The organism is Pseudoalteromonas sp. P1-7a (assembly GCF_001401855.1).
Classification (GTDB): Bacteria; Pseudomonadota; Gammaproteobacteria; order Enterobacterales; family Alteromonadaceae; genus Pseudoalteromonas.
Map to the genome: position 1 here is coordinate 27,291 of NZ_LKDU01000026.1, position 24,436 is coordinate 51,726.

The following is a 24,436-nucleotide window of genomic DNA, read 5'->3' on the forward strand; positions in this document are numbered from 1 at the left end:
TGCTCTTATTTTTATAGTTTAATAAATATACAAAAGTTTAATAATCTTTGCAGGTAAATTTTGAGTAAGAAAGCGCAATACACACCAATGCACGTAGTTAAATTTATTGAACTGGCGAAAACAGCCTTTGGTACGTTTTATAAGCGTATTCGTCACTCATGCCGCTTAGGTAATCGCATATTATGCGCATCCCTTGGTTTTGTTTTTCAGCGTCTAGATACAGTGCTTGTGTTGTTTCGGGTAATAAACGCAGTGGGTCGCTGGCAAAAGCGGTAAATAACTCAATTAGTAAGTTTTGACCTTTAAACTCTATCTGCTGCATTTCGGGGTCACGTATTAAGCGCTTAAATACAAAATGCTTTAATATTTGCAAAACGCGCTCGTACTGCGGGTCCAGCTTTGCGGTGTACTTTAAAATAGGGCATTCAAAATCACCATGCTGCACATCTAAATGAATATGAATAATAAACATATTGACCAGCTCGCCTATGGCGTCTTTACGTTCAAAATCGTTTTTTGAAAACAAGCGTTGGGTGAGCGAGTCTAATTTAGTGTTTAACCAATCGTAATTAAGTGCGTTTAAGTGAGGTAATGCATGTGTTTGCCAATCATCTAATGTGAGCACTTTAGTAGCTATGGCATCTTCTAGGTCGTGCACTGCATATGCTATGTCATCGGCATGTTCCATTATGGCGCTATCTAACGATTTATAACGGGTTTTTGCTCGGTACTGATCTACTGGCGTATGGCTTGTTAATAGGGCCTTATCGTTGTTGCTTAAAGGGGCAATGATCCACTCAAATATTTGCGCGTCATCGTGGTATAAGCCTTTAGCGGGGCGCCAATCATCTGCTTTTATAAATGAGCGTGCGCTATTTACATCAGGAATTGTGTGCCATAAATCATTTATATAGGCAGGGTATTTTATAAATCCTAGCAAGGTGCGGCGGGTTAGGTTCATGCCGTGGCCATCAGAGTATGGCTCAAGTTTAGCGACTATACGTAGTGTTTGTGCATTTCCTTCAAACCCTCCGTGCTCACGCATCATGTAATTTAAGGCTATTTCGCCGCCATGGCCAAACGGGGGGTGGCCTATATCGTGCGCTAAACATAAGGTTTCTAATAAACCAGTAGAAGGAAAGTGTGTAAAGTCGCTGTGCTGTGCTTTTAAATGCCGTAATATGCCAGTACCAATTTGCGAGACTTCTAACGAGTGGGTTAGGCGTGTACGATAAAAATCGTTTAAGCCTATTCCCATAATTTGGGTTTTTGCTTGTAAACGCCTAAATGCTGCAGCATGTATTATTCGAGAGCGGTCTACTTGCCAAGGTGAGCGATTATCGTTAGGGCGGTGTTTTGCTTGCTCTATTATTCGTTGTTGCCATTGCTTATCCATACTGCCTTACCTAAAACGTTATCAAACAAGAGGTTATTTTAATTATAGCGCGTTTAATGATCATAATTGGCTACTCGCTCAGTATACCTTTGTGCTTATAAATTGCGAATGAACGAAGCAGGTTATTCGCGTTTATATAGTGGCTTAGGTATAATGGGCGTTCATATGCGTGTGTTTTTGCCACGCATAATTTGTAGTTAGATTGAGAGAGTACATGCTAAAAACCATTTTAAAGCTGTTACTAAGCGTATTTTTTTTATGGGCGCTTGCATACCCATTTATGCAAAGTAATGAGCATGAGGTTGAAGAACAGACCACAGATGAACAACCTAAAAAGGTGCAAAAAAAAGAAAAACCCCTGCACAATGTTACCTTACCTAAGTTTTCTGAATTTGCTGATGTGAAAGAGAAAAAACAGGCATTTTTTGATTTTATTCGCCCACATGTTGAGGCTGAAAATAAAAAAATATTACAGCAACGTGCTAAGTTAGAAATTGCGCTGATGATGCTTGAATACAACGAACCGCTTGAGAAAAAACAACAGCGCGACATCGTTAATATTTTAAAAGCCTATGGCTTGCCTGAAACGCTAAACACCCTAATTTTAACGCAAGCGCTGCGCCGTGTTGATATTATTCCTAAAGAGCTTGCGCTAATGCAAGCGGCGAATGAGTCGGCGTGGGGTACATCGCGCTTTGCACGCATTGGACTTAACTTTTTTGGCCAATGGTGCTACTCAAAAGGGTGCGGTATGGTGCCAAGACGCCGCAATACTGGTGCTGCGCACGAAGTGGCTGCATTTAAGTCGGTACGCGCGGCAGTTAGCTCGTATTTTAGAAATATTAACACGCATAATGCCTACAAAGAGTTACGCCTGATACGTGAAGATTTACGCCGGCAACAAAAACCCATAGCGGCTACAGCACTAACCCATGGTTTAATGTCGTATTCAGAACGCGGCGAGGCCTACATAGAAGAGTTAAATACTATGATTAACCAAAACAGAGCTTACTTTGATGAATAAAAAACGACTTATTAATACTAATGCATTACTCATTTTACTGAGCCTGGCGGCCAGTACCGTTAATGCTAAAGAGTTTGTTATGTCGTACGATGGCTTTTACGATAGATTAAAAGTGGTAAACAAGGGCGACTTTCAGTATGCACGGGTTAACTTTTACATTAGCGATATTGCTACAAACGAAGCATGTGCCATTAAAAGCGGCACAATTTTAACTGAAAATAACGAATACCCGCTTAATTTTACTGATAAAGCGCAGTTACTTTTACCGTTTGATAAGCAGCTCGATACGGATAAAGCCGTTATTGTTGTTGAACCACAAAACCCTGATCACGATTGCCAGTTAAAACTACAAATTGAGGCCAGTGAGTTTGAAGGGTTAAACTTAACTAAAGATTCGTTGTACACAATTAATAACGAGTTAGATGAGCTTTTAACTGATTTGTCGGGCTTTTTTGTTAGTAAGCTCATGTGGTTTTTATTACCTGAGCAAAAAGGCGTTGCTGTCACGTTTAAAGAGCCTGTGGCTTTTAATAATCCACATATACAATGCGAAAAATCAGTATGTTACTTTGCAGTACAAGATAACTGGGAAGGTGACGTAAATCTGCTCGGCAATGTAGAAAATGTAGTCAAAGTAACCCCGTGGATAGCAAAATAAGTTATACCAATCCGCATAATTAAATGATTAAGTATTATTGCAGATTGGTATTATTGGGGGTTAATAAAAACGGCGCTTAAATAGCGCCGTTTTTTATGCGTTATTTTGGCAGTGGTTGGGTTGAGTCACGTTTTATAAGGGTGGGTTCAAACACGCGGTTTATGTGTAAGTTTTTATGCTGATAGACATCTTGTAGCACCATTTTAGCAGCCATTTCACCCATTTCTTCCACTGGGTTATCTATGGTAGTTAGCGTAGGGTAAAGGTAGTTGGCAAATATAACGTTATCAAAGCCTATAACCGATAAATCCTCTGGTAAATTAAAGCCGTGCTCACGGGCGTATTTCATTGCGCCTGATGCCATTTCATCATTAGCACACACCAAAGCACTAAACGGAATACGTGTATTGAGCAGTTTTTCAAGGCCTTTGCTGCCGCCAATTTCGTTAAAATCGCCTTCGTAAAATAGCGCCTCATTAAAGGGGATATTGTTTTCGCGCAGTGCTTTTTTATGCCCTTTTAAACGGTTTCTGGCATCGGCCTTGACCTGCGGCCCAGCAATATAGGCAATATTTGTATGGCCCTGCTCAACAATAGATTTACTGGCTAAGTAACCGCCAAGTTCGTTATCTAGGCTAATGCAGTTACTTTCAAGTGAGTGTACGTAACGGTTAATTAGGTAAATAGGGGTTTTGCCTTTACTAAGCTCAACTAGGTAATCATCACTGACTGACTCTACATGTAAAATGAGTGCATCGCATTTTCGGCTAATTAAAAATTCAATGCCGTTTTTTTCTTTATCGTCTTCACTGTGGCCGGTGGTAATAATAACGTGCTTGCCGGCAGCGCGTAGGGCTGATTCGATCCCCGCCATCATTTGAGCAAAGAAAGGACCATGAAGCTCTGAGACCAATATACCCACGCTGTTGGTTCTGTTTGAGGCAAGCGATTGCGCAATAGAGTTAGGTTTATAGCCTAACTGCTGCATAGCATCGAGTACTTTTTTAGTGGTTTTTTCACTGACTCGTGTATTTTTATTCATTACCCGTGACACAGTCGCTAACGATACGCCAGCAAGTTCTGACACTTCATAAATTGTGGCCATGTTATTGTTAACTCACTTATATCCTTTATTTTGGCGGGCAAATAATACCGTACCCATCAAATGTTAACTAGCACTAGTTTTTAGCGAGGCCTGTATAGAGGCCAACTGTGCATTATTGAGCGTGTATTTACGCATAATAAATGCAACAAACAAAGAGCCAAACGCAGGTATAATAGTGAACGACAATAAAATACCCTGTTGCGTATCAAAGCTCTGCATTGTTTGCGCTTGGTAATTATAAAAAGCCAGCAGCCAGCCTGCAATTGCACCGCCTAATGCCACTCCCATTTTTATAAAAAATATAACGCCCGAATACACAAGGCCGGTAATTCTTACCCCAGTTTTGTGATGCCCGTAGTCTATGGTGTCAGCCATTTTTGCCCACAGTAGCGGGGTAGCCATATCTAAAAAAAACTTCCATAAAATAAAAGCGGCAAATGCCAAGGTAATGTTATCAGAGGAGATAAAATAGCTCGCACTACATATGCCCGCAGCGATTAACTGTAAACTAATATAAGCTTTTATTTTACAAAACCGCTTAGCCAACGGCTGAGCAAAAGCACACCCAATCATACTGGCAACCACCCCTAGGGTCATAAAGGAGGTAATTAAATCTTCTTGCCCTAAATAGTATTTAACGTAATAAACCCCTAAGGTTAGACGTATTACTTGGCCCGTAAGTAAAAAAAGCGCGGCAGCGCACAGGACTCGCCATTGATCGTTTTTAACTAAGGTTTTTAAACTTTTGAACAACGAGAGGTTTTGCTCTGGCGGTTGCTCTATACGCTCTTTTGTACCAAAAAAACACAGTAAAAATAACACTAAGCCAAGCAAGCTCATTGCTGTCATAGTGTATTGATACCCTTTGGCAGTATCGCCTTGGCCAAAATATTCAACCATTGGCATGGTACAGCCCGCAACAATAACGCCGCCTAACATACCAAATACAAATCGATACGATTGCACGCTAACACGTTCTTTTACATCGCTTGTGAGCACGCCGCCTAATGCACAGTAAGGAATATTTATGGCGGTATACGCCACCATAAGCAAGGTGTAGGTTGTAAAGGCGTAAATAATTTTATCGGTGCCTTCAAGCTCTGGTGTGGTAAACGCTAAAATACTAATAAGCGCAAAGGGCAGGGCAAGCCATAATAAATAGGGCCTAAAATGGCCAAAGCGAGACTGAGTTTTATCGGCTAAATTACCCATAACTGGGTCAGTGATGGCATCAAATAACCTAACCACTAAAAATAGGGTGCCTACCACAGCAGGAGAAAGCCCTACTACATCGGTGTAGTAAAGCATTAAAAACATCATAACTGTTTGAAAAATAATATTGCTTGCCGTATCACCAAGGCCATAGGCTATTTTTTCTTTTACACTTATCATGATGTTAGGTTCTCGCTTTTTGATTTTTATTTATGCGATTAATCGAATAGACTTCATTGGTTACTTACGGCTTTGTATCAAGTGTTTATAAGCTTGGCCACTGGCTTTTATAGTACGTTGCTGAGTTTTATAATCAACGTAAACAATGCCAAAGCGTTTTAAATAGCCTTCTGCCCATTCAAAATTATCCATTAAGCTCCACGCAAAGTAACCAATAATATTAACACCTTGCACTGTGGCATTATGCACCGCATTTAAGTGGCTGTTGTAATAGTTTACGCGATCTGCATCATTTACCTCGCCATTTTTAATGGTGTCGGGCATCGCTGCGCCGTTCTCGGTAATATAAACAGGCGGTAAGGTATAGGTATTATTAAGTGTTACAAGTAGATCGGTAAACGACTGCGGGTAAATTTCCCAGCCCATATCGGTTAACGGCCCTTGTGGAGCAAGTGGCTCGTATATTTCGCTCGGGTGTGCTTTGTATACTTGGCGCGTATAAAAGTTAATGCCCAAGTAATCTATAGATTGTGAAATTATATCCATGTCGCCTGGGTGGATTTCAGGCTGCTGATTGCTGGGAAGCTGCTTTATAATATCGGGGTATTGGCCGTTCATAATTGGTTTCATATACCATTGATTTAAATAATCATCGGCGTAGGAAGCGGCGTTAATGTCTTCTGGTGACTGTGTTAATGGATAACAAGGTGTAAAATTAAGCACAATACCATTTTGAGTATTAGGGGAGGTGTGCTTTAGCACATCCATTGCCAAGCCATGGGCAAGTAATAAATGGTGCGCTGCTTTTTTACCATATTGTTTGCCTATTAAACCTGGGGCATGTATGCCTACTTCGTAGCCTAAAAATGCACTGCAAAATGGCTCATTTAGGGTCGCGTACGAAAATACCCGTTCGCCAAATGCTTGGCTAATAAGCTTTACATACCGAGCAAATTCATAAGCGGTATCGCGATTTAACCAGCCGCCTTTATCTTCTAAATGTTGGGGTAAATCCCAGTGATATAGCGTTACAAATGCTTTAATGTTGCGCTTATTAAGCTCATCAAGAATATTAGTATAAAACTTTACGCCCTCAGGATTTAGTTCTCCCGATAAGGTCATTACTCGCGGCCAAGATATAGAAAGTCTATAAGCATCAACACCGAGAGAGTCTATTAATTCAATATCGTTATGCCACTGGTTGTAATGATCGCAGGCAACATGTCCATTTGAGTTGTCGGCTATTTTGTTTGGTGTTTCGCAAAAGGTATCCCATATACAGGGCAGGCGATGTTCAATTCCACCTTCAATTTGAAATGATGCCGTAGCCACACCATAAACAAAGTTTTTTGTTAATAGAGGTGAATGAGATGGTAACGATAATTTTGTCATTAGTAACAAACCTTTTTAAACCTTAAATGCATAAATAGCCACTGTATTTAATGCGATGAAGCGTAAGGGCGCATTTATAAAAAAATAAAACTTGTTGAAATATGTTACAGGTTCGTATTTAATTACACGTGAAAGCGCTTACATTTTTAGATTAGTGTTAATTGATACGAAGGTCAACTCTTTAATGTTGCTGGGTTACACGGCAATTTTTAATAACGACTTTTGTATTAGGGCGTATTAATCTTTGATGGTTGAATTTGCAGCTGTATGTTTGGTTTTAGGCAAGGCAGAGCCTATGAAGTGTGGTTATTCCCCATAAATAGGCGATAACGCAGCATAAATGCCAAACATGCGTTGCCCTTCGGGTTCTTTCTAGGGACGATTAACTCTTTGTTGCTTGGTTTTTACTTAGCCCGCTAGGTTACAAACCTCGCGCCGCGATTTAATCTCCCCTAGATTGAACAAATTTCAATCCGCAAAGAACAACACGCCCTAATTTATAATAATAAATTGCGGAGAGCCTATGGCCAGTTCAGCACCACTGACGACACACACACAATCGCAAAGCTACCCAGATAAAAACTATGGCTTTGCATTAACGTCTTTAACGACTTTATTTTTTATGTGGGGATTTATCACCTGCTTAAACGATATTTTAATTCCGCATTTAAAAGCGGTGTTTAACTTAACTTATGTTCAAGCAATGCTGGTTCAGTTTTGTTTTTTTGGGGCTTATTTTTTAATGTCATTGCCAAGTGGCCACATAGTTAAAAAATTAGGTTACAAAAAAGGCATTGTAGCGGGGTTACTTATAGCTGCATTGGGTTGTGTGCTTTTTTACCCAGCCGCGGCACTACATAATTACCCGGTATTTTTGTTTGCTTTGTTTGTTCTGGCAAGCGGTATTACCCTGTTGCAGGTTTCGGCTAACCCTTATGTAAGTTTACTTGGCGCCCCTCAAACAGCCTCTTCTCGCCTTACCTTAACGCAAGCATTTAATGCGCTAGGCACTACGGTTGCCCCTACATTTGGTGCATTTTTGATTCTTGACTCTGCCTCTGAAGCGTTTTTAACACCGGCGCAAAACGCAGAATCAGTACAACTTCCTTATTTACTATTAGCTGGCATGCTTATTTTACTAGCCGGTATTTTTGCATGGCTTAAATTGCCAGACATAATGAGTGAGCAAAAAGAAGCCGCACAAAAGTCAGAGACAATAGAGGGCAGTGCATGGCAATACCGCCATCTTACACTCGGTGCTGTGGGTATTTTTATGTATGTAGGTGCAGAAGTTGCCATTGGCAGTTTTTTAGTCAGCTTTTTAGCGCAAGAAAATATTGCCGGTTTAAAAGAACATGTGGCTGCTCATTACATCACCTATTATTTTGGTGGTGCTATGGTAGGGCGATTCATTGGTGCAGCGGTAATGCAAAAATTACCTGCTGGCAAAGTACTTGGCTTTAACGCAACTATGGCTATTATTTTAGTGGTTATAGCCATGAGCACGTCGGGTCAATTAGCAATGTGGTCAATCCTACTGGTTGGATTATTTAATTCTATTATGTTCCCTACTATTTTTAGTTTAGCGCTAAATGGGCTTGGAAAGCACACCGCGCAAGGTTCTGGCATATTGTGTTTGGCGATTGTAGGGGGGGCAATTGTGCCACTTTTACAAGGTGCGCTTGCTGATAATGTGGGTGTTCAGCTTTCGTATGTTTTACCAATTTTTTGTTACTTATTTATCGCGTTTTATGGTTTAAGCGGAAGCAAACCAGTTCAAGTTCAGGAGACTCTATAATGAAAACCCCTTTTTCACTTAACAAAATAGCACGTGCCTCATTAATTGCATCAGTAGGCATTTTATCGGCTTGTTCAAATGACGCGACAACAACTCCTGAGGCGAATAATGGGGTGTCTAAAACAGCGCAAATTTGGCCAAAACTTAATATTGCCGTAAAACAAGACCCACAAATTGAAGCCAAAATAGCAGATTATTTAAAAACAATGACGCTTGAGCAAAAAGTAGCTCAAATGATTCAACCAGAAATTCGCGATATTACCGTTGAAGACATGCGCAAATATGGCTTTGGCTCATACCTAAACGGGGGAGGAGCGTTTCCTAATGGTGATAAACACGCAACCCCCATGGATTGGGTAAAATTGGCTGAAGATTTTTATCAGGCGTCGGTAGATGATTCTATCGATGGCAGTAAAATACCCACAATGTGGGGTACCGATGCGGTGCATGGTCACAATAATGTAATTGGCGCGACTTTATTTCCGCATAATATTGGTTTAGGGGCGGCAAACAACCCTGCATTGATTGAGCAAATAGCAGCTATCACTGCGGTTGAAGTAATGGCAACGGGTATAGATTGGGTATTTGCACCTACAGTGGCTGTTGTGCGCGACGACCGCTGGGGCAGAACCTATGAAGGTTATTCAGAAGACCCTCGCATTGTACGCGATTATTCAGCTGCAATTGTAAATGGTTTACAGGGCAAGGCCGATGGCGATTTTTTAAGTGATAAACGTGTTATTAGTACTGTTAAACACTTTTTAGGTGATGGCGGCACAGTCGATGGCGATGACCAAGGTAATAATATCGACAGCGAGCAAGATTTGTTTGATATACATGCGCAAGGTTATGTAGGCGGCTTATCGGCGGGGAGTCAGTCGGTTATGGCATCGTTTAATAGCTGGCATGGAGTTAAAAACCACGGCAACAAATACCTGTTAACCGACGTGCTTAAAACCCGCATGGGCTTTGATGGTTTTGTTGTAGGTGATTGGAACGGCCATGGCCAAATTAAAGGCTGTACAAACGAAAGTTGTGCACAGGCTGTTAACGCGGGGCTTGATATTTTTATGGTGCCAACTGGCGCTTGGAAGCCATTGTACGAAAACACCATAGCGCAAGTGAAAGCTGGCGAAATCAGCATGTCGCGTATTGATGATGCAGTAAGTAGAATTTTACGCGTTAAATTACGTGCCGGTTTATTTGATAAGCCAAGCCCGGCTAAACGTCAGTTTTCGGGTAAAACTGAGCTAATTGGTGCTCAGCAGCACCGCGAAGTTGCGCGTCAAGCAGTACGCGAATCACTTGTTTTACTTAAAAACAAAAACAATATTTTGCCTCTTGATGCAAACCAAACTGTATTAATTGCTGGCGATGGAGCTGATAACATAGGTAAGCAGTCGGGTGGTTGGAGTATCACTTGGCAAGGGACTAATAATAAAAATGCTGATTTTCCTGGTGCCACGTCTATTTATGCAGGCCTTGAAAAACAAATTACGCAGGCGGGTGGTCGTGCCATTTTAAGTGTGGATGGCTCATATGAACAGCGCCCAGATGTGGCTGTTGTGGTATTTGGTGAAGAGCCTTATGCAGAAGGGCATGGTGATAGAGATAACCTAGAATTTGAGCGCGGTAATAAAAAATCGCTCGCATTATTAAAGTCGTTAAAGGCACAAGGTATACCCGTTGTATCGGTATTTATTTCGGGTCGTCCTATGTGGGTTAACAGCGAGCTCAATGCCTCTGATGCATTTGTTGCAGCGTGGCTGCCTGGTACAGAGGGTGGCGGTATTGCCGATGTTATTTTAAAAGCCAAAGATGGCAGTATTCAGCATAACTTTAGCGGTAAGCTTTCGTTTTCGTGGCCTAAAACAGCAGTACAAGCAACGGTTAATAAAGGCGATGACGATTACAGCCCTCTATTACCGTACGGTTTTGGCTTAACGTACGGCGATAAAAATGTTTTAGCTGATAACTTAAATGAAGAGTCTAACTTGGATAATTCGGCGCTAACTAGTATGGATATTTTAGTTGGCGCACCGGTTGCTCCATGGCGTTTATTACTTAAATCTGGCGATGAACTATTAGATGTATCAAGTAGTACTCATCAACTGGGTGCACTTAAATACCGTACTGAGGATAAAACAGTTCAAGAAGACGCGCGCCAATTTAGTTTTAGTGGCGAGCAAAAGGCAAGTGCTGAAATAGTCACAAGTTTTGCTGAAGATACCATTACGTATTTAGAGGCTAATGGCGTGATTAGTTTTGATATTAAACTCAATGAACCACTAACCGATGACGTAAACCTTGCTATGACTTGTTCAGGTGAGTGTGGTGGTGCGATTGCCTTGAGTAAAATGGTTGATCAAACAATCGCAAATAAATGGCAGTCGGTGTCGGTAGACTTACGTTGTTTTGCTAACCAAGGTGTAGACTTTGCAAGCCTTACAAGCCCGTTCAGTTTACATGCAAGCAGCAAGACCTCAGTGTCGGTAGCAAACATTCAGTTTGTGCCAAATAAGGCAGACTCTGCTGGGCTTAAATGTCAGTAATCATTTTGTTTTAGTGTGTATGTCAAAGCCCTTCAATTGAAGGGCTTTTTTTATGTGCATACGGATTTTTTACTTATAAACGGGTTTTGTGCAGATTCATATATGACTTTGTCGCGTCCTGTGGTTTTAGCAATATACAAGCGCTTATCTGCTGCACTAAGTAGCGATTTAAAAGAGCTTGTGTGCGTATTGCTGCATGCAACCCCTGCGCTTATTTTTAAACAAATGGTGTTGTCGAAATAGCTAAAAGGCTTATTTTTAATGTTTTTCCTGAGGGTGTTTGCCGCGCTCTGCGCCTCATTTAACGTACAGTGGCTAAGTAAAATAGCAAACTCTTCGCCGCCAACACGCGCGGTAACCGCGCTCTTAGAAAAAAGTGCTGCAATATGCTGTGCAATCCATTTTATTGCTTCATCGCCTGCATCGTGCCCATATTCATCGTTAACACGCTTAAAAAAGTCTATATCGACCATGATTATGCTAATAGGGTGTTCGGCATTATTTTTACTAAATAACGTATTGGCAATTGCATTTAAGCCGCGTTTATTTAATAGCTGGGTTAATGGATCGCGATTAGCGAGTGAGTTGAGCGTATGCTCTGTATTGGCAAACACTAAAAAAGGCAGCAATAGGGCGGCGCTGGTGGCAAGCATTAAGTGCACGCTCAAAGTAAATTGCAAAACAGAGGTAAAGTTAAAGTTTATCGCAGTAACAAACGGCAGCAGTAATAAAACTCCCTGTATTAGCATAACGAGCGCATGCAGTAATAGGCAAAGCAATAACATACGTTGTTGTAATTTTGCTATAAAGCGGGCGTTTAAAACAATATACGAAGCATACACAAATAACCCTGCCACAGTTAAACTGACCAATATTTGCTCTGCTGCAGTGTTGTAAACTGCGAGTAAAAATACCGCAGCCACAATGAGTAAAGAGCTAACTTGCCTGCATGTGCCTTTATTTAACGGATTGAGTGCTTTTAATCCCATAATTAAAAAAAGTGGGCAAGCAATAATAAATAGACTGGCAAAATAATGGGTAATAAACGGCCATGCAATGATCACGCGTAAGCTTGCGCATAGAATGGCGAATGTAAAGGTGACACAAGCAAGGCCCAAATATAAAAAGCTTGTTTGTTTTTTATATTGATAAATAGAGACAAAATACAGCCCGATTATAAGGTTTAAAATAAAAGAAAGGCTTATAACGGTTGGTAAGTGCAGCATAGAAAAGTTCTTTTATTATTAAATGGCTACTTTAAATTATGGCGAGATACTAAGGCTTACATTGATTACAACAGCTTAGCTTTAAGTAGTATTTTATAACCTTTGTAAGGTGTATCTATGCTGAATCCCCTTATTTTATTAAGCTGCTTAATGCAGAGTCTATATCTGTAAAATGAAAACGATAGTTATGCGCTAACGCTTTTTTGGGTATTACATACTGCCCTGTTGTAAGCAAATCTGACATTTCACCCATTAACACTTTTAGCACTGGGGTTGGCATAGTGAGAGCGGATGGGCGAGACAATGCTTTACCCAAGCTTTTGCTAAATGTTTTATTGCTTACGGGGGCAGGAGCAGTCGCATTAACAGGCCCAGATACCTCTGTGTGCTTAATAATAAATAAAATAAGCTGAATCATGTCATCAATATGAATCCACGACATACCTTGCTCCCCATCGCCAATGGGACCACCTGCAAAAAATTTAAACGCAGGAAGCATTTTACTTAACGCGCCGCCATTTTTGCTTAAAACAATGCCCGTGCGTAATAAGCACACCCGTGTTTTGTCACTTTGTGCTTTTAGTGCTGCGTGCTCCCACTCTTTACAGAGTTGATGGCTAAATTCATCATTAACATCGTTAGTGTCTTCGTCTACTGGGGTATCACCTTGGCGGCCATAATAGCCAATGGCACTACCAGATATAAATGTAGCCGGGGGCGTGGTGCAATTTAAAATAGCATCGCTGAGTTGCGTGGTAAGATTTATCCTACTGTTTTTAATTATTTGTTTTTGTGCCTGCGTCCAACGTTTGTTGACGATAGGTTCGCCGGCTAAATTAATCACGGTATCTACATGGTTAAAATTAACCTCATCAACGGTGCTTACTACATCAATATTATGGCCAAGCAATACATGAGCTTTGGTTTTATTTCGGCTAAGTACCGTTACTTTATGGTGATGTAGCAAAAATGGCGTTAGGTGTTTACCAATTAGACCGGTGGCGCCTGTAAAAAAAATATGCATAAAAACCTTACCAAAAATAAGTGTACGATTTGTTTAAAATGTATACTATTTAAACTATCTTAATGCAAATTATTACGTTAACTAAAAAACAACGATCACTTTGTAAATATTTCATTTAATTAGTTTTTGCCTTACACTAAAGCGAATTTCATAAGAAAAGGATTGGCGCGTTGGCAAGTTTAACTGGCGTAAATAAAAGTTTAATAATATTTGCCGCACTGGTGGTTGTATTAGCCGGTATTAAGGCCGCAAGTGTTATTATTATCCCCTTTATTTTGGCAGCGTTTATTGCCATTGTATGTAATCCGCTGATTAAATTCTTTGGCCGATATCGTATCCCCAAAGGGGTTTCTGTAGTTATTGTGGTGCTTATAATTGTCGGCTTAGGTGTAAGTTTAGGTGGCTTGGTAGGACAATCAGTTAACGACTTTTCTCAGCAACTTCCAGAGTATAAAGCCCAGTTAAAAGAAGAGTTTGTATGGTTGGTCGATCTTGCATCGCAATACAACATTTTAATCGACAGAGATCAAATTCTCTCTATGTTTGACCCAGGTAAAATGGTCGATGTAGCCACTAATATGCTTACCGGCTTAGGTGGCGTAATGGCAAATATGTTCCTGATTATTTTAACTGTTGTATTTATGCTATTTGAAGGCCCTACGCTTAGCAAAAAAATCCACATGGCACTTGCCGACCCAGATAGAAAAATGGAGCAAATAGACCGCTTTTTGGCTTCTATTAATTCATATTTAGCCATTAAAACATTGGTGAGTTTAGGCACCGGTGTGATTGCTGCGCTGTATTTATGGATTTTAGATGTTGACTACTTTGTGTTGTGGGGAGTTTTAGCCTTTATGTTTAACTATATTCCTAACATAGGCTCTATTATTGCCGCAGTACCCGCCGTATTGTTAGCACTTATCACACAAGGCCCCCTAACTGCAGGCCTCGTAGGCGCAGGGTATCTAATTATTAATACGGTAATGGGTAACATTGTAGAGCCTAAATTTATGGGTAAAGGGCTTGGGCTTTCTACCTTAGTGGTGTTTTTGTCGTTAATATTTTGGGGCTGGTTATTGGGGACTGTAGGTATGTTGCTATCAGTACCGCTAACTATGATTGTTAAAATAGCTCTTGAGGCAAGTGATGAAGGGCGGTGGGTCGCCACGCTACTTGGTACAGGTCAGTCGATAGACGAAAAATAATATCTAATTGTTTCCATAGCTTAAAATGACGTGTTTGATAAATCTAAAAAAGCGATTAATACGCAGTATTAATCGCTTTTTTATGGGGGATACCCCTTATTAAAGTGGTTTCTTAAGTACTTGCGTAAACTGTTCAATAAGCGCAAGTTCACATAATTTGTAATCAATAGCAGCTTGGCTGGCATTAGGTAGCTTTAATAAATAGCGCCATTGGCAACTTGATTCAATATACTTTTGGTGGTTGTCCACGCTGCGTTTAAATAGCATCAGTATTTGCGTGTTTCCGCTTTGTTCTTCTAGTTTAGTGAGTTCATATTTACGTTTTTGAATCCATGTCCCTTGATTGTACTTAGCCTGATTTATTTGCGTGTCTAAACACTGCGTGTAACGTTTGGTTTGACTTGGCGTTGCGTTTTGCGCAAGCGTGCACTGAGCTTGTGCGTTGGCATTGCCACTTAAAGCTAATAGGCTTGCAAGTGTGATTAGAAGGCTATTTTTTATCATTGTAATTAAACTCTAAAATAAATTGTGCGCCGCCCAAGGTATCAGACTTATTAATGGTTAAGTGCCCGTTATAAGATTTAACCAAGTCAGAGACTATCGCCATACCTACACCGTGGCCGCTTTCGTAAGTATCAAGGCGGGTACCACGGGTTAATAAAGACTCGCGCTTATCCTCGGGTACACCAGGTCCATCGTCACTAATGCCTATGCACAGTGTTTTACTTTGAATGACTTGTATTTCTACTTGCGAGCGACACGCTTTACAGGCGTTATCAATTAAATTACCCAGTAATTCCATTAAATCTGTTTGGTCACCTAAAAAGTAATCTTTATCGGTCACGGTGCAATTAAATATAATGTCTTTATCGCGGTATACCTTAGCCATTGCACTTAAAATAGAGTCAATAACAGGTTTAACTGGGGTTTGTTTTTTCCATGTATCTGAGGCGCCAGTAGCGGCACGCTTTAACTGATGCTCGATCATCACATTAATTCTATCAAGTTGCTCTTGGGCATCGGCATCATTAGCAAGCGGGCTTGATTTTAATACAGCAAGGGGGGTTTTTAATGCATGTGCTAGGTCACTTAAAGAGGCTCTGTAGCGCTCTTTTTGACGCTGCTGTGATTCTAGCAGTAGATTTAAATCTGATTTGATCGTTTGCAGCTCTACAGGGTATAAGCCTTTAATCTCTTGAATATCGCCCGACTCAATGGCTTTTATTTCTTTATCAAGACGTTGTAATGGTCGGCCGCTCCAAATAAACCCAATTGCCATTAAACCGGCAATCGCAATACCCATTATAAACATCCAATCGACTAAGGTTTGCTTAAAGCCATCCATTAACCTTAGCAATGCATCGTTTCGTTTGAGTAATATAAAACGTGCCTGCTCAGATTGATCAATATTATTTAAAATGACCGTTAGGCTTAATTGCCAATAAACCGCATTGTTATAAACCACGCGTCTAAAGTCGGCTGCACCTGCTTTAGGCTCTATGTACTCGGGTTTAAAGTTCACGTTTACTGCAGACTCTGAGTGCCACACAGGTACATCATCGCGGTAAATCATTGCGTAGGTATCTGAATTTAAGTTATTAAGCTCAGGCGTTAAAATTGTGCTGGGCATAATAATGCCGCGCTCAGTAAAGTCGACTTCAGAAATAAGGGAGTATAAGTGGGCTTCTAGATTTTTTTCGGTGGTTTCGACTAATGAGGCGTAATACGCTTTCCCAATCGAGTAAAACAAAATAGGCAGTGCCACCAATAAAACAAAGACAAGGATAAATCCTTGCCTTATTTTAAGCGATATTTGCGATGCTACCACTGACTTTTAAGCCTGTAACCACGCCCACGTAGTGTTTCTACTGGGTTTAATGTGCCTTCAGGGTCTAATTTTTTACGCAGACGAAGTACAAATACTTCGATAACGTTAGAATCAAGATCGAAATCTTGGTCGTAAATGTGCTCAGTAAGTTCTGATTTTGAAATTACTTTTTGCGGGTTAACCATTAAATACTCAAGTACTTTGTACTCATAGGCTGTAAGGCTAAGTTCTTTGTCGTTAACCCATACTTGTTGCGAGCGAGTATGAATTTTAATTGGACCCGCTGTCATTTCTGGATTTGCTTTACCCGCACTGCGGCGAATAAGTGCGTTACAACGCGCAATTAATTCTTCAACATGGAACGGTTTGGTTAAGTAGTCGTCAGCACCTGCATCTAGGCCTTCAACTTTGTCTTGCCAGCGATCGCGCGCCGTTAAGATTAAAATAGGAATAGTCACGCCCTGTGCACGTGCTTTATTGATTAGCTCAATACCGTCAATTTTTGGTAAGCCTAAATCAACCACCGCCATATCTAGCGGGTATTCTGTAATATGGAATAGGCCAGCTTCGCCATCGTGACATAAATCAACACTGTAACGTTCTTTCTCTAAAGCATTACGTAGGTTGTCTGCTAAGTGTAAATCATCTTCTATAACTAAAATTCGCATTTGCTAATCCTTTTTCACTTCGCCGGTTTTTTTATTTATATGTAAATCAACGACGTGGCCGTCAGATTTGAGTATACGTACAGTATAAAATTTTGCTTGTTCTGTAATTTTTAAGGTTTTACCGTCAGTTTCTTCTTTTGCAAGTATTACGGCTTTCTTTTTGCTGATCTCAGTTTTTTTAACTGCTTTAATAGCAGTTGTATTTGCGTGTACGGCGCCACTGACGCTAATACAGGCAATTAAACCAAGGGTTAATAATACACGCATGACGGGAACTCCTAGATCAAACCCAGCTATTCTAATTAACTAAGCTACTAAAACTCAAGTAAAAACGTCCAATATGCGCTTTTACATCCGCCAGCTTAATTAATTAGCAGTGAACCAACCCTGAATTAAATAACGTTTTAAATTCAGGGAGTTCGTTACGCCGGTAATACTTTTTTATATGGTTTTACAACGGTGTTTGCGTAAACGCCGGCTGCAACGTAGGGATCTGCTGCTGCCCATTCACGTGCTTTTTCAAGAGATTCAAATTCGGCAATGACCAATGAGCCTGTAAATCCAGCATCTTGCGGGTCTTCACTATCAATTGCTGGTAGTGGGCCGGCAACAAATAAACGGTTTTGAGATTCAAGTTCGCTTAGGCGTGCTAAGTGGGCGGGGCGGGCTTCTTTTCTTAGCGGTAAGCTGTTTTCAACGTCGGTTGAGTAAATCATGTACAACATAGTCATTCTCAAAAAAATGTTAAGTTTAATAACGCAAATACTAGCACAACGTTGATAGTTGGTGAACAAATTACCGTTAAAGCTAGGTTTACAGTTATTAATTATTTTTAGTGGGTAATTGCTTGAAAAGCGCGGCACAACACTGGTAGAGTCGCTTGAATAACTTAAAAATAACAAGGTTAATACATGAGCAATAATAGAGAGCACTTTAGCTCCCGTCTTGGCTTTATACTGGCTGCAGCAGGTTCGGCAGTAGGTATTGGCAACTTAGTAGGTTTTCCTGTTTCAGCAACTAAAAATGGTGGTGGTGCATTTTTACTTGTATACGCTTTGTTTGTTGCTTTTATTTGTTTACCGGTCATGATGGCTGAAATGGCTATGGGTCGTAACGCGCAAAAAGATCCACTAGGTTCTTACAAAGCGCTGGCAAATAACGATAAAAAATGGAAGTTTGCTGGCTTTTTGGCAGTATTAACGCCGTTTATGATTGCCGTATTTTACATGGTTATTACCGTGTGGATCTTTGGTTACTTAAGCCAAACTGCCATGGGTAATTTAGATGCACTGGCCGATCCGAATCATTTTGGCAGTTTTATAAATAGCTACACTGTTTTTGGCTACATGGCTGTGGTAGTTATTATTGTTAACCTTATTTTATTGGGTGGGGTTAAACAAGGCATAGAAAAAGCCGCTAAGTTTTTAATGCCGGCTTTATTTGTTATGTTGCTTGCCCTTGTTGCGTATGTATTAACGCTTGATAACGCCATGGCGGGTGTTAAATATTATGTTATTCCTGATTTTTCTAAAATGAGCGCCAGCGTCCTTAATGGTGCACTAAGCCAAGCGTTTTTCTCATTATCGTTAGGTATGGGTATTTTAATGACGTACGCCTCTTACATATCTAAAAAAGATGACATTGTTGGCAGTGCAAAAATGGTCGCTATTACCGACTCATTAGTGGCATTTGTAGCTGGTTTAATGGTGCTACCGGCAATATTTAGTTTTGATCCAAGTACTGACCCAGCGGCACTTTCTGATTCGTCTGTATCGATGATATTTGTATACTTACCTAAAATTTTATTAGCACTACAAAATGACATTGGTTATTTTGGTGCATCAGCCGTGGCGTTTTCGTTCTTTTTATTAGTGTTTTTTGCTGCGATTACCTCGCTTGTATCAATTGTAGAAGTACCTACAGCAACCCTAAGTGACCGTAAAGGGATAAGCCGTAAAAAAGCCTTAGGTATTTTAACGCTAGCTACAGGTGTATTAACTATATTATGTACTATGTCGTTTGGCATGGTTGATAGCCTAACGTCGTTTACGAGTTACGGCAGCGGTAATAAAAGCTTTTTTGATATTGTTTATGATGTATTTTACGACACTATATTGCCATTTAATGGTTTAATGGTGTGTTTATTTGTTATGTATCGTTGGAAAAAAGCGCGCCTAACAGATGAGTTAAGCCAAGGCTCACCAAATTACGCCGGCAGCTTTATGGAAAAATACGTTAACTTTTCGCTTTCTACGTTTATTCCGGTTATTTTATTAGCCATATTTATAAACACAGTAGCGACTAAGTTTTTTGCCTTTAAGTTATTTGGATTTTAGGCTAAAAAATTGCCAAAAGCCGCGTATTAACGCGGCTTTTTTTGTTGTTGAAAATAGCGGCTTAGCTTATAGCCCCTGAGTCTAGAGAACTGCCAATCCCCAGTGTAAACATCCACAAGCCCCATAAACTATGCTCAATAACACACACTATGGTTGAGCGGCTTTGCGCATAGGTAAACGAGAATAATAACCCGCCTAAAAATGCTAAGCCTACAGCCACCCAATTAGCATACACAATATGGGCAAGGGCAAACACTACTGCGCTTACCACTATACGCACTCTTTTTTTGGGCATAATGCGTTTATAGCGATGAAAAAAGTAGGTTCTGAAAATTAGCTCTTGTGGTAATACCGATAGCAGCGGGTATAGGAGTAGTAAAAGTAACCAGTTATAAAATGAGTGCAGCGGCATATTAAACCAGTTTTCTTGATGAATAATGCCGTAAAACACGCCTGAGAAAAGCGCGCCTAAAAAAAAGAAACTAAATAAACGCCGCTTTACTGCAGAAAACTGCCCCAGGCTTGTGAGTCTAAATCGCTTAAAGTGGGGGTCGTTCAGTAATAACATGCAGCACACGGTCATTAAAACAATCAGTGCGGGTATAAGCCAGTTAGCTAGGTAACTACGAAGGGTAAAGCCTATTAAAGGCAATAAAACAAATATGAGGGTAAATTCAAACCAGCGGTATTGATTGGCGTTCAAGGTCGTCTCTGATTGATTTTTTTTACACGCTATCAAGCAAAGACGACATTTTTATGACGAAGATGTTTTACTTTGCAGGTTCCTCTTCATCAGGGAAGTACTTATACAAAGCAAAAATAGTGATCAAAATACTCACAAAGGTAATGGCCATTAAGCCAAACACTTTAAAGTTAACCCAAAAATCGAGTGAGAAATTATACGCAATGTAAATATTCAGCACCGCAATACTTGCGGTTATGGTAATCCACATTAAGTTAAGTTTATTCCACACAGGTTCTGGCACTTCAATCGCCTGTTTAGAGTCGTTAGCGTTTTCGAGGATTGAGCTAAGAGCTTTTTTAACAAGATTTTTATTCAGCACGTAGCGGCTAATTAATAAGGTGAGGCTTAAGCCGGCGTAAATTAGCGTGGCTTTCCATTTTATATATTGTTCATCGTGGAGTACTAAGGTTAATGTGCCAAATACCGCTGCAATAGCAAAAAATAACCATTGGCGAGTAGGTACATGGCGGTGCTTAAAGTAGCTATACGCAACTTGAATAAGCGTAGTGACCATTAAAAGGCCGGTTGCCCAATAAATATCAACTAATTTAAATACCGCAAAAAATAATATTAGCGGGATGTATTCAATCAATGCGTGCATATACTACCTAAATTATACAAAAAGAAGTCAGAGAAGTTTTTACCACATAACACTAGGCAACTACAAGGTTGACTTGTTGCCCTGTAAGCCTTAGCCTGCGTGGCTTTATTTATTCATCATCATATCCCCACGCTTAACCAATACTGATTAAGTGTGCATTTAGGAGCCTACAATGAACAAAGCACAACTTGTTGCCAAAATGGCAAAAAGCAGTGAGCTTACAAAAAAAGACACACAAGCAGCACTTACAAGTTTACAAAAAGTAATCACTAAATCGTTATCTGAGGGCGACCAAGTACAAATAAGTGGATTTGGTACATTTGCATTAAGCTACTACCCAGCACGTACTGGGCGAAATCCTCAAACAGGCGAAAGTATTGAAATAGAAGGCGCTAACAAGGCTGTATTCAAACCTGCTAAAGCATTAAAAGATCGCCTTTAAGTAGCAACTTGCATAGACCTGTACCAGTACCAGCGACTAGTGCCTGCAACCCATACTTGCTAATAGCCCAGTTACCTTTTTAGGTTTAGTTAGCGCTATTAATCACAAAATTATAGTTCGGCGCATCCCGCTAATAGGGTGCGTCTACAAAATAAATACCCAGTTTTTAGTTAATGCCTAACTACTTCATCTTATAAGCAAAGCTTGTGTGTTGTTTTTTATATGCACTTTTAAATTAAGCTATGTAGATTATTCAAACCCTCTAAATGATTTACATAGCTTTGACAGCTTGAATTTACATTATTCATAATTTTCAGTACCTTAAGTTTGGCATTGCTTATGCTTTTAATAGGATGATTAAAACATTTTATTTAACGCAATAAGGAGATCTCTATGTCTACATTACAATCAAGCACACGATTACAAGGTAAAAAAATTGCTATTTTAGCCACTGATGGCTTTGAGCAAAGTGAGCTATTATCTCCACGTGATGCTTTACTAAATGCTGGCGCTGATATCGATATTGTGTCGGTAAAAGAGGGTGAAATCACCGGTTGGGACGAAGATAAATGGGGCGACAAGGTAAGCGTAGATAAACTTGTTACAAATGCCAGTGCCAGCGATTACGATGCGCTTATGCTGCCAGGTGGCTTATTTAACCCAGATACGTTACGCCAAGATAAGCACGCAAAAGCGTTTATAGACGGTTTTTTTGGCGCTGAGAAAAATAAACCTGTTGCAGCTATTTGTCATGCACCTTGGTTACTTGCCGAGATTAATAAATTACGCGACCGTACCGTTACATCATTCCCGAGCATTAAAAGTGATTTAATCAATGCGGGTGCAAACTGGGTTGATGAAGAGGTGAGTGTAGACCAAGGGTTAGTAACAAGCCGCAGCCCAGCAGATTTAGAAGCATTTAATGCAAAATTTATTGAAGAAATTTTAGAAGGTAAACATCAAGCTCACTAAGCTTGCTAAGTTAGGTTTTAAAAAAAGGGCATTTAAAATGCCCTTTTTTATGCGTAAATTGTAAGCATTTTACAATGTGGTTGCCGCTTTCATATCAGCTACAAACGCTTTTAACTGTGCGGTCATCGCGTCTAAATCATTAAGGTTTGCTTCAATAATCTTAACCACGGCTGAGCCTGAAATAGCACCTGCTGCGCCTGCTTTTAAAGCGGCTTTTACATCATCGGGTGTAGAAATACCAAAGCCTAATAAAGCAGGGGCTGCATGGTATTCTGTTAATTTAGTAACAATATTGCCTGCTGGCATTTGCGCTTTTGTATCGGTACCGGTAACACCCGCACGCGATAATAAATACGTGTAACCACGGCCATAAGATGCACATTGGCGCAGGGTATCGTCATCGGCATTAGGTGTGGCAATAAATATAGGGTCTATACCATTTGCCATGGCTGCTTTTCTAAACATTTTAGACTCGTGCAGTGGTACATCTGCAACTAAAATAGAATCTACGCCAGCTGCTTTAGCATCTTTATAAAATGTTTCTAATCCGCGCTTAAACACAAGGTTTGAATACAGTAATAAACCAATAGGAATATCTGCATTGTAATCGCGTATTTCTTTAATAATATCAAAGCAATCTTGCGTGTTAATGTTTACATCTAACGCGCGAATATTAGCGGCTTGAATAACAGGGCCATCAGCGATTGGGTCCGAAAACGGAATACCAAGCTCTAGTGCATCAGCGCCACCGTCAATTAGGCTTTTAATAATCGCAATACTTTGCTCTTTACCTGGGTCACCAATGGTCACAAATGGCACAAATGCACCTTGTTTTTGTTCATTAAGTGCAGCAAAAGTTTTACCGTAACGATCTGTATTTAACTGGCTCATAGTTGACCTCCTTGTGATAAAACACTGTGTACGTGGGTTAAATCTTTATCGCCACGGCCACTTAAGTTAACCACTAAAATGCTTTCTTCTGTTTGTTCTTCGGCGTATTTAAGCGCATAAGCAAGGGCATGGCTTGATTCTAAAGCTGGAATAATACCTTCGTTTTTAGCAAGTGCTTGGAATGCATCAAGTGCTTCTGTATCGGTAATACCGACATATTCAGCACGGCCTGTTTCGTGTAAAAACGCATGCTGTGGGCCAACTGCTGGGTAATCAAGACCGGCAGATACTGAGTATGACTCTTCTATTTGACCATCATTATTTTGCATAATGTACGTATAGGTACCGTGCAGTATACCTTTAGTGCCTTTACAAATTGTAGCGCCGTGCTCGTGGGTATCTAACCCTTTACCCGCAGGCTCCACACCAATAAGTTTGACACTTGGCTCGTCTATAAAGTCAGTAAACATACCAATGGCATTAGAGCCACCGCCAACACACGCAAGTACGGCATCTGGTAAGCGACCTTCTGCTTTTAGTACTTGTTGTTTAGCTTCTTCACCAATCACTTTTTGATACTCTCGTACAATTGTTGGGAATGGGTGAGGACCCGCTGCGGTACCAAGTAAGTAGTGAGCGTCTTGGTAGTTTGCAGACCAGTCGCGTAGCGCTTCGTTTACTGCATCTTTTAATGTGCCAGAGCCGGCTGTTACCGGAATAACCTCTGCGCCCATTAATTTCATTCTAAATACGTTAGGCTGCTGGCGCTCAACATCTTTAGCCCCCATATAAATGCGGCATTTTAAGCCAAGTAATGCACAGGCAAGCGCTGTTGCCACGCCATGTTGACCCGCACCTGTTTCGGCAATAACTTCTTTTTTACCCATACGCTTAGTTAGCAATGCTTGACCAAGAACTTGGTTGGTTTTGTGTGCGCCGCCGTGTAATAAATCTTCGCGCTTAAGGTAAAGTTTTACCTTAGGGTTTTTAATTAAATTACGCGTTAATGTGAGCGGCGTAGGGCGACCGGCATACTCGTTTAATAGCTTTGTAAACTCAGCCTGAAACTCAGGGTCTTTTTGTGCTTTGTTAAATTCGTTTTCTAACTGCTTAAGCGCAGGGACAAGTAGCTCAGGTACAAACATACCGCCAAACTCGCCAAAATAAGCTGGATTTTGCAT

Annotated in this window: 23 protein-coding genes; 8 read left to right on the forward strand and 15 right to left on the reverse strand. The window is 40.4% G+C overall.

The genetic code is table 11. The annotated features are described in order from the left end of the window. Positions 1–103: 103 nt before the first annotated feature. Positions 104–1,396, reverse strand: a complete 1,293-nt coding sequence (locus AN389_RS14950; protein WP_055018704.1) for an anti-phage deoxyguanosine triphosphatase — start codon at positions 1,394–1,396, stop codon at positions 104–106. A gap of 214 nt (positions 1,397–1,610) precedes the next feature. On the opposite strand from AN389_RS14950, the gene AN389_RS14955 reads away from it, so the two are divergent. Further along, positions 1,611–2,420, forward strand: coding sequence for a glucosaminidase domain-containing protein (locus AN389_RS14955; protein ID WP_055018705.1), 810 nt, complete (start codon positions 1,611–1,613; stop codon positions 2,418–2,420). Beyond that, positions 2,413–3,078 carry a DUF2987 domain-containing protein gene (locus AN389_RS14960; RefSeq protein WP_055018706.1) on the forward strand — a complete coding sequence of 222 codons (666 nt, stop codon included), beginning with the start codon at positions 2,413–2,415 and terminating at the stop codon, positions 3,076–3,078. The genes AN389_RS14955 and AN389_RS14960 overlap by 8 nt, the downstream gene beginning before the upstream one ends. Before the next feature lie 100 nt (positions 3,079–3,178). Here the strand turns inward: AN389_RS14960 and AN389_RS14965 are convergent, their stop codons facing one another. The 3 genes from AN389_RS14965 to AN389_RS14975 all read right to left on the reverse strand — a co-directional run bounded on the left by AN389_RS14965 (position 3,179) and on the right by AN389_RS14975 (position 6,967). Then, positions 3,179–4,183, reverse strand: a complete 1,005-nt coding sequence (locus AN389_RS14965; protein WP_055018707.1) for a LacI family DNA-binding transcriptional regulator — start codon at positions 4,181–4,183, stop codon at positions 3,179–3,181. Between the two features lie 63 nt (positions 4,184–4,246). After that, entirely contained in the window at positions 4,247–5,575 is a 1,329-nt protein-coding gene (locus tag AN389_RS14970; protein WP_055020157.1) for a glycoside-pentoside-hexuronide (GPH):cation symporter, read from the reverse strand. 60 nt (positions 5,576–5,635) lie between these two features. Further along, a complete protein-coding gene (locus tag AN389_RS14975; protein ID WP_055020158.1) occupies positions 5,636–6,967 on the reverse strand; it encodes a GH1 family beta-glucosidase in 1,332 nt (443 codons plus the stop codon). 523 nt (positions 6,968–7,490) lie between these two features. Here AN389_RS14975 and AN389_RS14980 point away from each other — a divergent pair. Beyond that, complete coding sequence (locus AN389_RS14980) at positions 7,491–8,765, forward strand: sugar MFS transporter (RefSeq protein ID WP_055018710.1); 1,275 nt, start codon at positions 7,491–7,493, stop codon at positions 8,763–8,765. Further along, positions 8,765–11,317 (forward strand): exo 1,3/1,4-beta-D-glucan glucohydrolase, encoded by a 2,553-nt coding sequence (locus AN389_RS14985; protein ID WP_055014392.1) that lies wholly within the window; start codon positions 8,765–8,767, stop codon positions 11,315–11,317. The genes AN389_RS14980 and AN389_RS14985 overlap by 1 nt, the downstream gene beginning before the upstream one ends. Positions 11,318–11,367: 50 nt before the next feature. Here AN389_RS14985 and AN389_RS14990 read toward each other — a convergent pair whose 3' ends face one another. After that, positions 11,368–12,543, reverse strand: coding sequence for a GGDEF domain-containing protein (locus AN389_RS14990; RefSeq protein ID WP_055020159.1), 1,176 nt, complete (start codon positions 12,541–12,543; stop codon positions 11,368–11,370). Between the two features lie 130 nt (positions 12,544–12,673). Next, entirely contained in the window at positions 12,674–13,567 is an 894-nt protein-coding gene (locus tag AN389_RS14995; protein ID WP_055014390.1) for a TIGR01777 family oxidoreductase, read from the reverse strand. A gap of 170 nt (positions 13,568–13,737) precedes the next feature. Between AN389_RS14995 and AN389_RS15000 the strand changes: the two genes are divergently transcribed. Beyond that, positions 13,738–14,772 carry an AI-2E family transporter gene (locus AN389_RS15000; protein WP_055018713.1) on the forward strand — a complete coding sequence of 345 codons (1,035 nt, stop codon included), beginning with the start codon at positions 13,738–13,740 and terminating at the stop codon, positions 14,770–14,772. A gap of 99 nt (positions 14,773–14,871) precedes the next feature. Here AN389_RS15000 and AN389_RS15005 read toward each other — a convergent pair whose 3' ends face one another. From AN389_RS15005 to AN389_RS15025, 5 genes are all read right to left on the reverse strand, one after another. Next, entirely contained in the window at positions 14,872–15,276 is a 405-nt protein-coding gene (locus AN389_RS15005) for a hypothetical protein (RefSeq protein ID WP_055018714.1), read from the reverse strand. Continuing rightward, positions 15,263–16,600: an ATP-binding protein gene (locus tag AN389_RS15010; RefSeq protein ID WP_055018715.1), complete on the reverse strand. Its 1,338-nt coding sequence runs from the start codon at positions 16,598–16,600 to the stop codon at positions 15,263–15,265. The genes AN389_RS15005 and AN389_RS15010 overlap by 14 nt, the downstream gene beginning before the upstream one ends. After that, positions 16,594–17,268: a response regulator transcription factor gene (locus AN389_RS15015; RefSeq protein WP_004586804.1), complete on the reverse strand. Its 675-nt coding sequence runs from the start codon at positions 17,266–17,268 to the stop codon at positions 16,594–16,596. The genes AN389_RS15010 and AN389_RS15015 overlap by 7 nt, the downstream gene beginning before the upstream one ends. Before the next feature lie 3 nt (positions 17,269–17,271). Further along, on the reverse strand, positions 17,272–17,535 hold the full coding sequence (locus tag AN389_RS15020) for a PepSY domain-containing protein (RefSeq protein WP_055014386.1): 264 nt from the start codon (positions 17,533–17,535) through the stop codon (positions 17,272–17,274). Between the two features lie 155 nt (positions 17,536–17,690). Further along, entirely contained in the window at positions 17,691–17,993 is a 303-nt protein-coding gene (locus AN389_RS15025; RefSeq protein WP_055014415.1) for a YciI family protein, read from the reverse strand. 186 nt (positions 17,994–18,179) lie between these two features. Between AN389_RS15025 and AN389_RS15030 the strand changes: the two genes are divergently transcribed. Beyond that, positions 18,180–19,604: a sodium-dependent transporter gene (locus tag AN389_RS15030; RefSeq protein WP_055014385.1), complete on the forward strand. Its 1,425-nt coding sequence runs from the start codon at positions 18,180–18,182 to the stop codon at positions 19,602–19,604. Between the two features lie 61 nt (positions 19,605–19,665). On the opposite strand, the gene AN389_RS15035 is transcribed toward AN389_RS15030, so the two are convergent. Continuing rightward, entirely contained in the window at positions 19,666–20,307 is a 642-nt protein-coding gene (locus AN389_RS15035; RefSeq protein ID WP_055014384.1) for a CPBP family intramembrane glutamic endopeptidase, read from the reverse strand. 67 nt (positions 20,308–20,374) lie between these two features. Then, positions 20,375–20,950: an inner membrane-spanning protein YciB gene (locus tag AN389_RS15040; protein WP_055014383.1), complete on the reverse strand. Its 576-nt coding sequence runs from the start codon at positions 20,948–20,950 to the stop codon at positions 20,375–20,377. Between the two features lie 172 nt (positions 20,951–21,122). On the opposite strand from AN389_RS15040, the gene AN389_RS15045 reads away from it, so the two are divergent. Together AN389_RS15045 and AN389_RS15050 are read left to right on the forward strand one after the other, a co-directional pair. Beyond that, the gene (locus AN389_RS15045; RefSeq protein WP_055014382.1) at positions 21,123–21,392 is read left to right on the forward strand and encodes an HU family DNA-binding protein; all 270 of its coding nucleotides are present in this window, start codon (positions 21,123–21,125) and stop codon (positions 21,390–21,392) included. Between the two features lie 393 nt (positions 21,393–21,785). Further along, entirely contained in the window at positions 21,786–22,364 is a 579-nt protein-coding gene (locus AN389_RS15050; RefSeq protein WP_055020160.1) for a type 1 glutamine amidotransferase domain-containing protein, read from the forward strand. A 69-nt stretch (positions 22,365–22,433) separates the two neighbouring features. On the opposite strand, the gene trpA is transcribed toward AN389_RS15050, so the two are convergent. Together trpA and trpB are read right to left on the reverse strand one after the other, a co-directional pair. Beyond that, positions 22,434–23,255 carry a tryptophan synthase subunit alpha gene (gene trpA / locus AN389_RS15055; RefSeq protein WP_055014380.1) on the reverse strand — a complete coding sequence of 274 codons (822 nt, stop codon included), beginning with the start codon at positions 23,253–23,255 and terminating at the stop codon, positions 22,434–22,436. Then, complete coding sequence (gene trpB, locus AN389_RS15060) at positions 23,252–24,436, reverse strand: tryptophan synthase subunit beta (protein WP_055020167.1); 1,185 nt, start codon at positions 24,434–24,436, stop codon at positions 23,252–23,254. The genes trpA and trpB overlap by 4 nt, the downstream gene beginning before the upstream one ends.

What these genes read in the sequence shown, in the direction of transcription:
- trpB (WP_055020167.1), bottom strand. Translation starts at nt 24,436, where the DNA reads ATGCAAAATCCAGCTTATTTTGGCGAGTTTGGCGGTATGTTTGTACCT.
- AN389_RS15005 (WP_055018714.1), bottom strand. Translation starts at nt 15,276, where the DNA reads ATGATAAAAAATAGCCTTCTAATCACACTTGCAAGCCTATTAGCTTTA.
- AN389_RS15050 (WP_055020160.1), top strand. Translation starts at nt 21,786, where the DNA reads ATGTCTACATTACAATCAAGCACACGATTACAAGGTAAAAAAATTGCT.
- AN389_RS15015 (WP_004586804.1), bottom strand. Translation starts at nt 17,268, where the DNA reads ATGCGAATTTTAGTTATAGAAGATGATTTACACTTAGCAGACAACCTA.
- AN389_RS14995 (WP_055014390.1), bottom strand. Translation starts at nt 13,567, where the DNA reads ATGCATATTTTTTTTACAGGCGCCACCGGTCTAATTGGTAAACACCTA.
- AN389_RS15045 (WP_055014382.1), top strand. Translation starts at nt 21,123, where the DNA reads ATGAACAAAGCACAACTTGTTGCCAAAATGGCAAAAAGCAGTGAGCTT.
- AN389_RS14955 (WP_055018705.1), top strand. Translation starts at nt 1,611, where the DNA reads ATGCTAAAAACCATTTTAAAGCTGTTACTAAGCGTATTTTTTTTATGG.
- AN389_RS14990 (WP_055020159.1), bottom strand. Translation starts at nt 12,543, where the DNA reads ATGCTGCACTTACCAACCGTTATAAGCCTTTCTTTTATTTTAAACCTT.
- AN389_RS15020 (WP_055014386.1), bottom strand. Translation starts at nt 17,535, where the DNA reads ATGCGTGTATTATTAACCCTTGGTTTAATTGCCTGTATTAGCGTCAGT.
- AN389_RS15030 (WP_055014385.1), top strand. Translation starts at nt 18,180, where the DNA reads ATGAGCAATAATAGAGAGCACTTTAGCTCCCGTCTTGGCTTTATACTG.
- AN389_RS14960 (WP_055018706.1), top strand. Translation starts at nt 2,413, where the DNA reads ATGAATAAAAAACGACTTATTAATACTAATGCATTACTCATTTTACTG.
- AN389_RS14965 (WP_055018707.1), bottom strand. Translation starts at nt 4,183, where the DNA reads ATGGCCACAATTTATGAAGTGTCAGAACTTGCTGGCGTATCGTTAGCG.
- AN389_RS14985 (WP_055014392.1), top strand. Translation starts at nt 8,765, where the DNA reads ATGAAAACCCCTTTTTCACTTAACAAAATAGCACGTGCCTCATTAATT.
- trpA (WP_055014380.1), bottom strand. Translation starts at nt 23,255, where the DNA reads ATGAGCCAGTTAAATACAGATCGTTACGGTAAAACTTTTGCTGCACTT.
- AN389_RS14950 (WP_055018704.1), bottom strand. Translation starts at nt 1,396, where the DNA reads ATGGATAAGCAATGGCAACAACGAATAATAGAGCAAGCAAAACACCGC.
- AN389_RS14975 (WP_055020158.1), bottom strand. Translation starts at nt 6,967, where the DNA reads ATGACAAAATTATCGTTACCATCTCATTCACCTCTATTAACAAAAAAC.
- AN389_RS14980 (WP_055018710.1), top strand. Translation starts at nt 7,491, where the DNA reads ATGGCCAGTTCAGCACCACTGACGACACACACACAATCGCAAAGCTAC.
- AN389_RS15025 (WP_055014415.1), bottom strand. Translation starts at nt 17,993, where the DNA reads ATGTTGTACATGATTTACTCAACCGACGTTGAAAACAGCTTACCGCTA.
- AN389_RS15040 (WP_055014383.1), bottom strand. Translation starts at nt 20,950, where the DNA reads ATGCACGCATTGATTGAATACATCCCGCTAATATTATTTTTTGCGGTA.
- AN389_RS14970 (WP_055020157.1), bottom strand. Translation starts at nt 5,575, where the DNA reads ATGATAAGTGTAAAAGAAAAAATAGCCTATGGCCTTGGTGATACGGCA.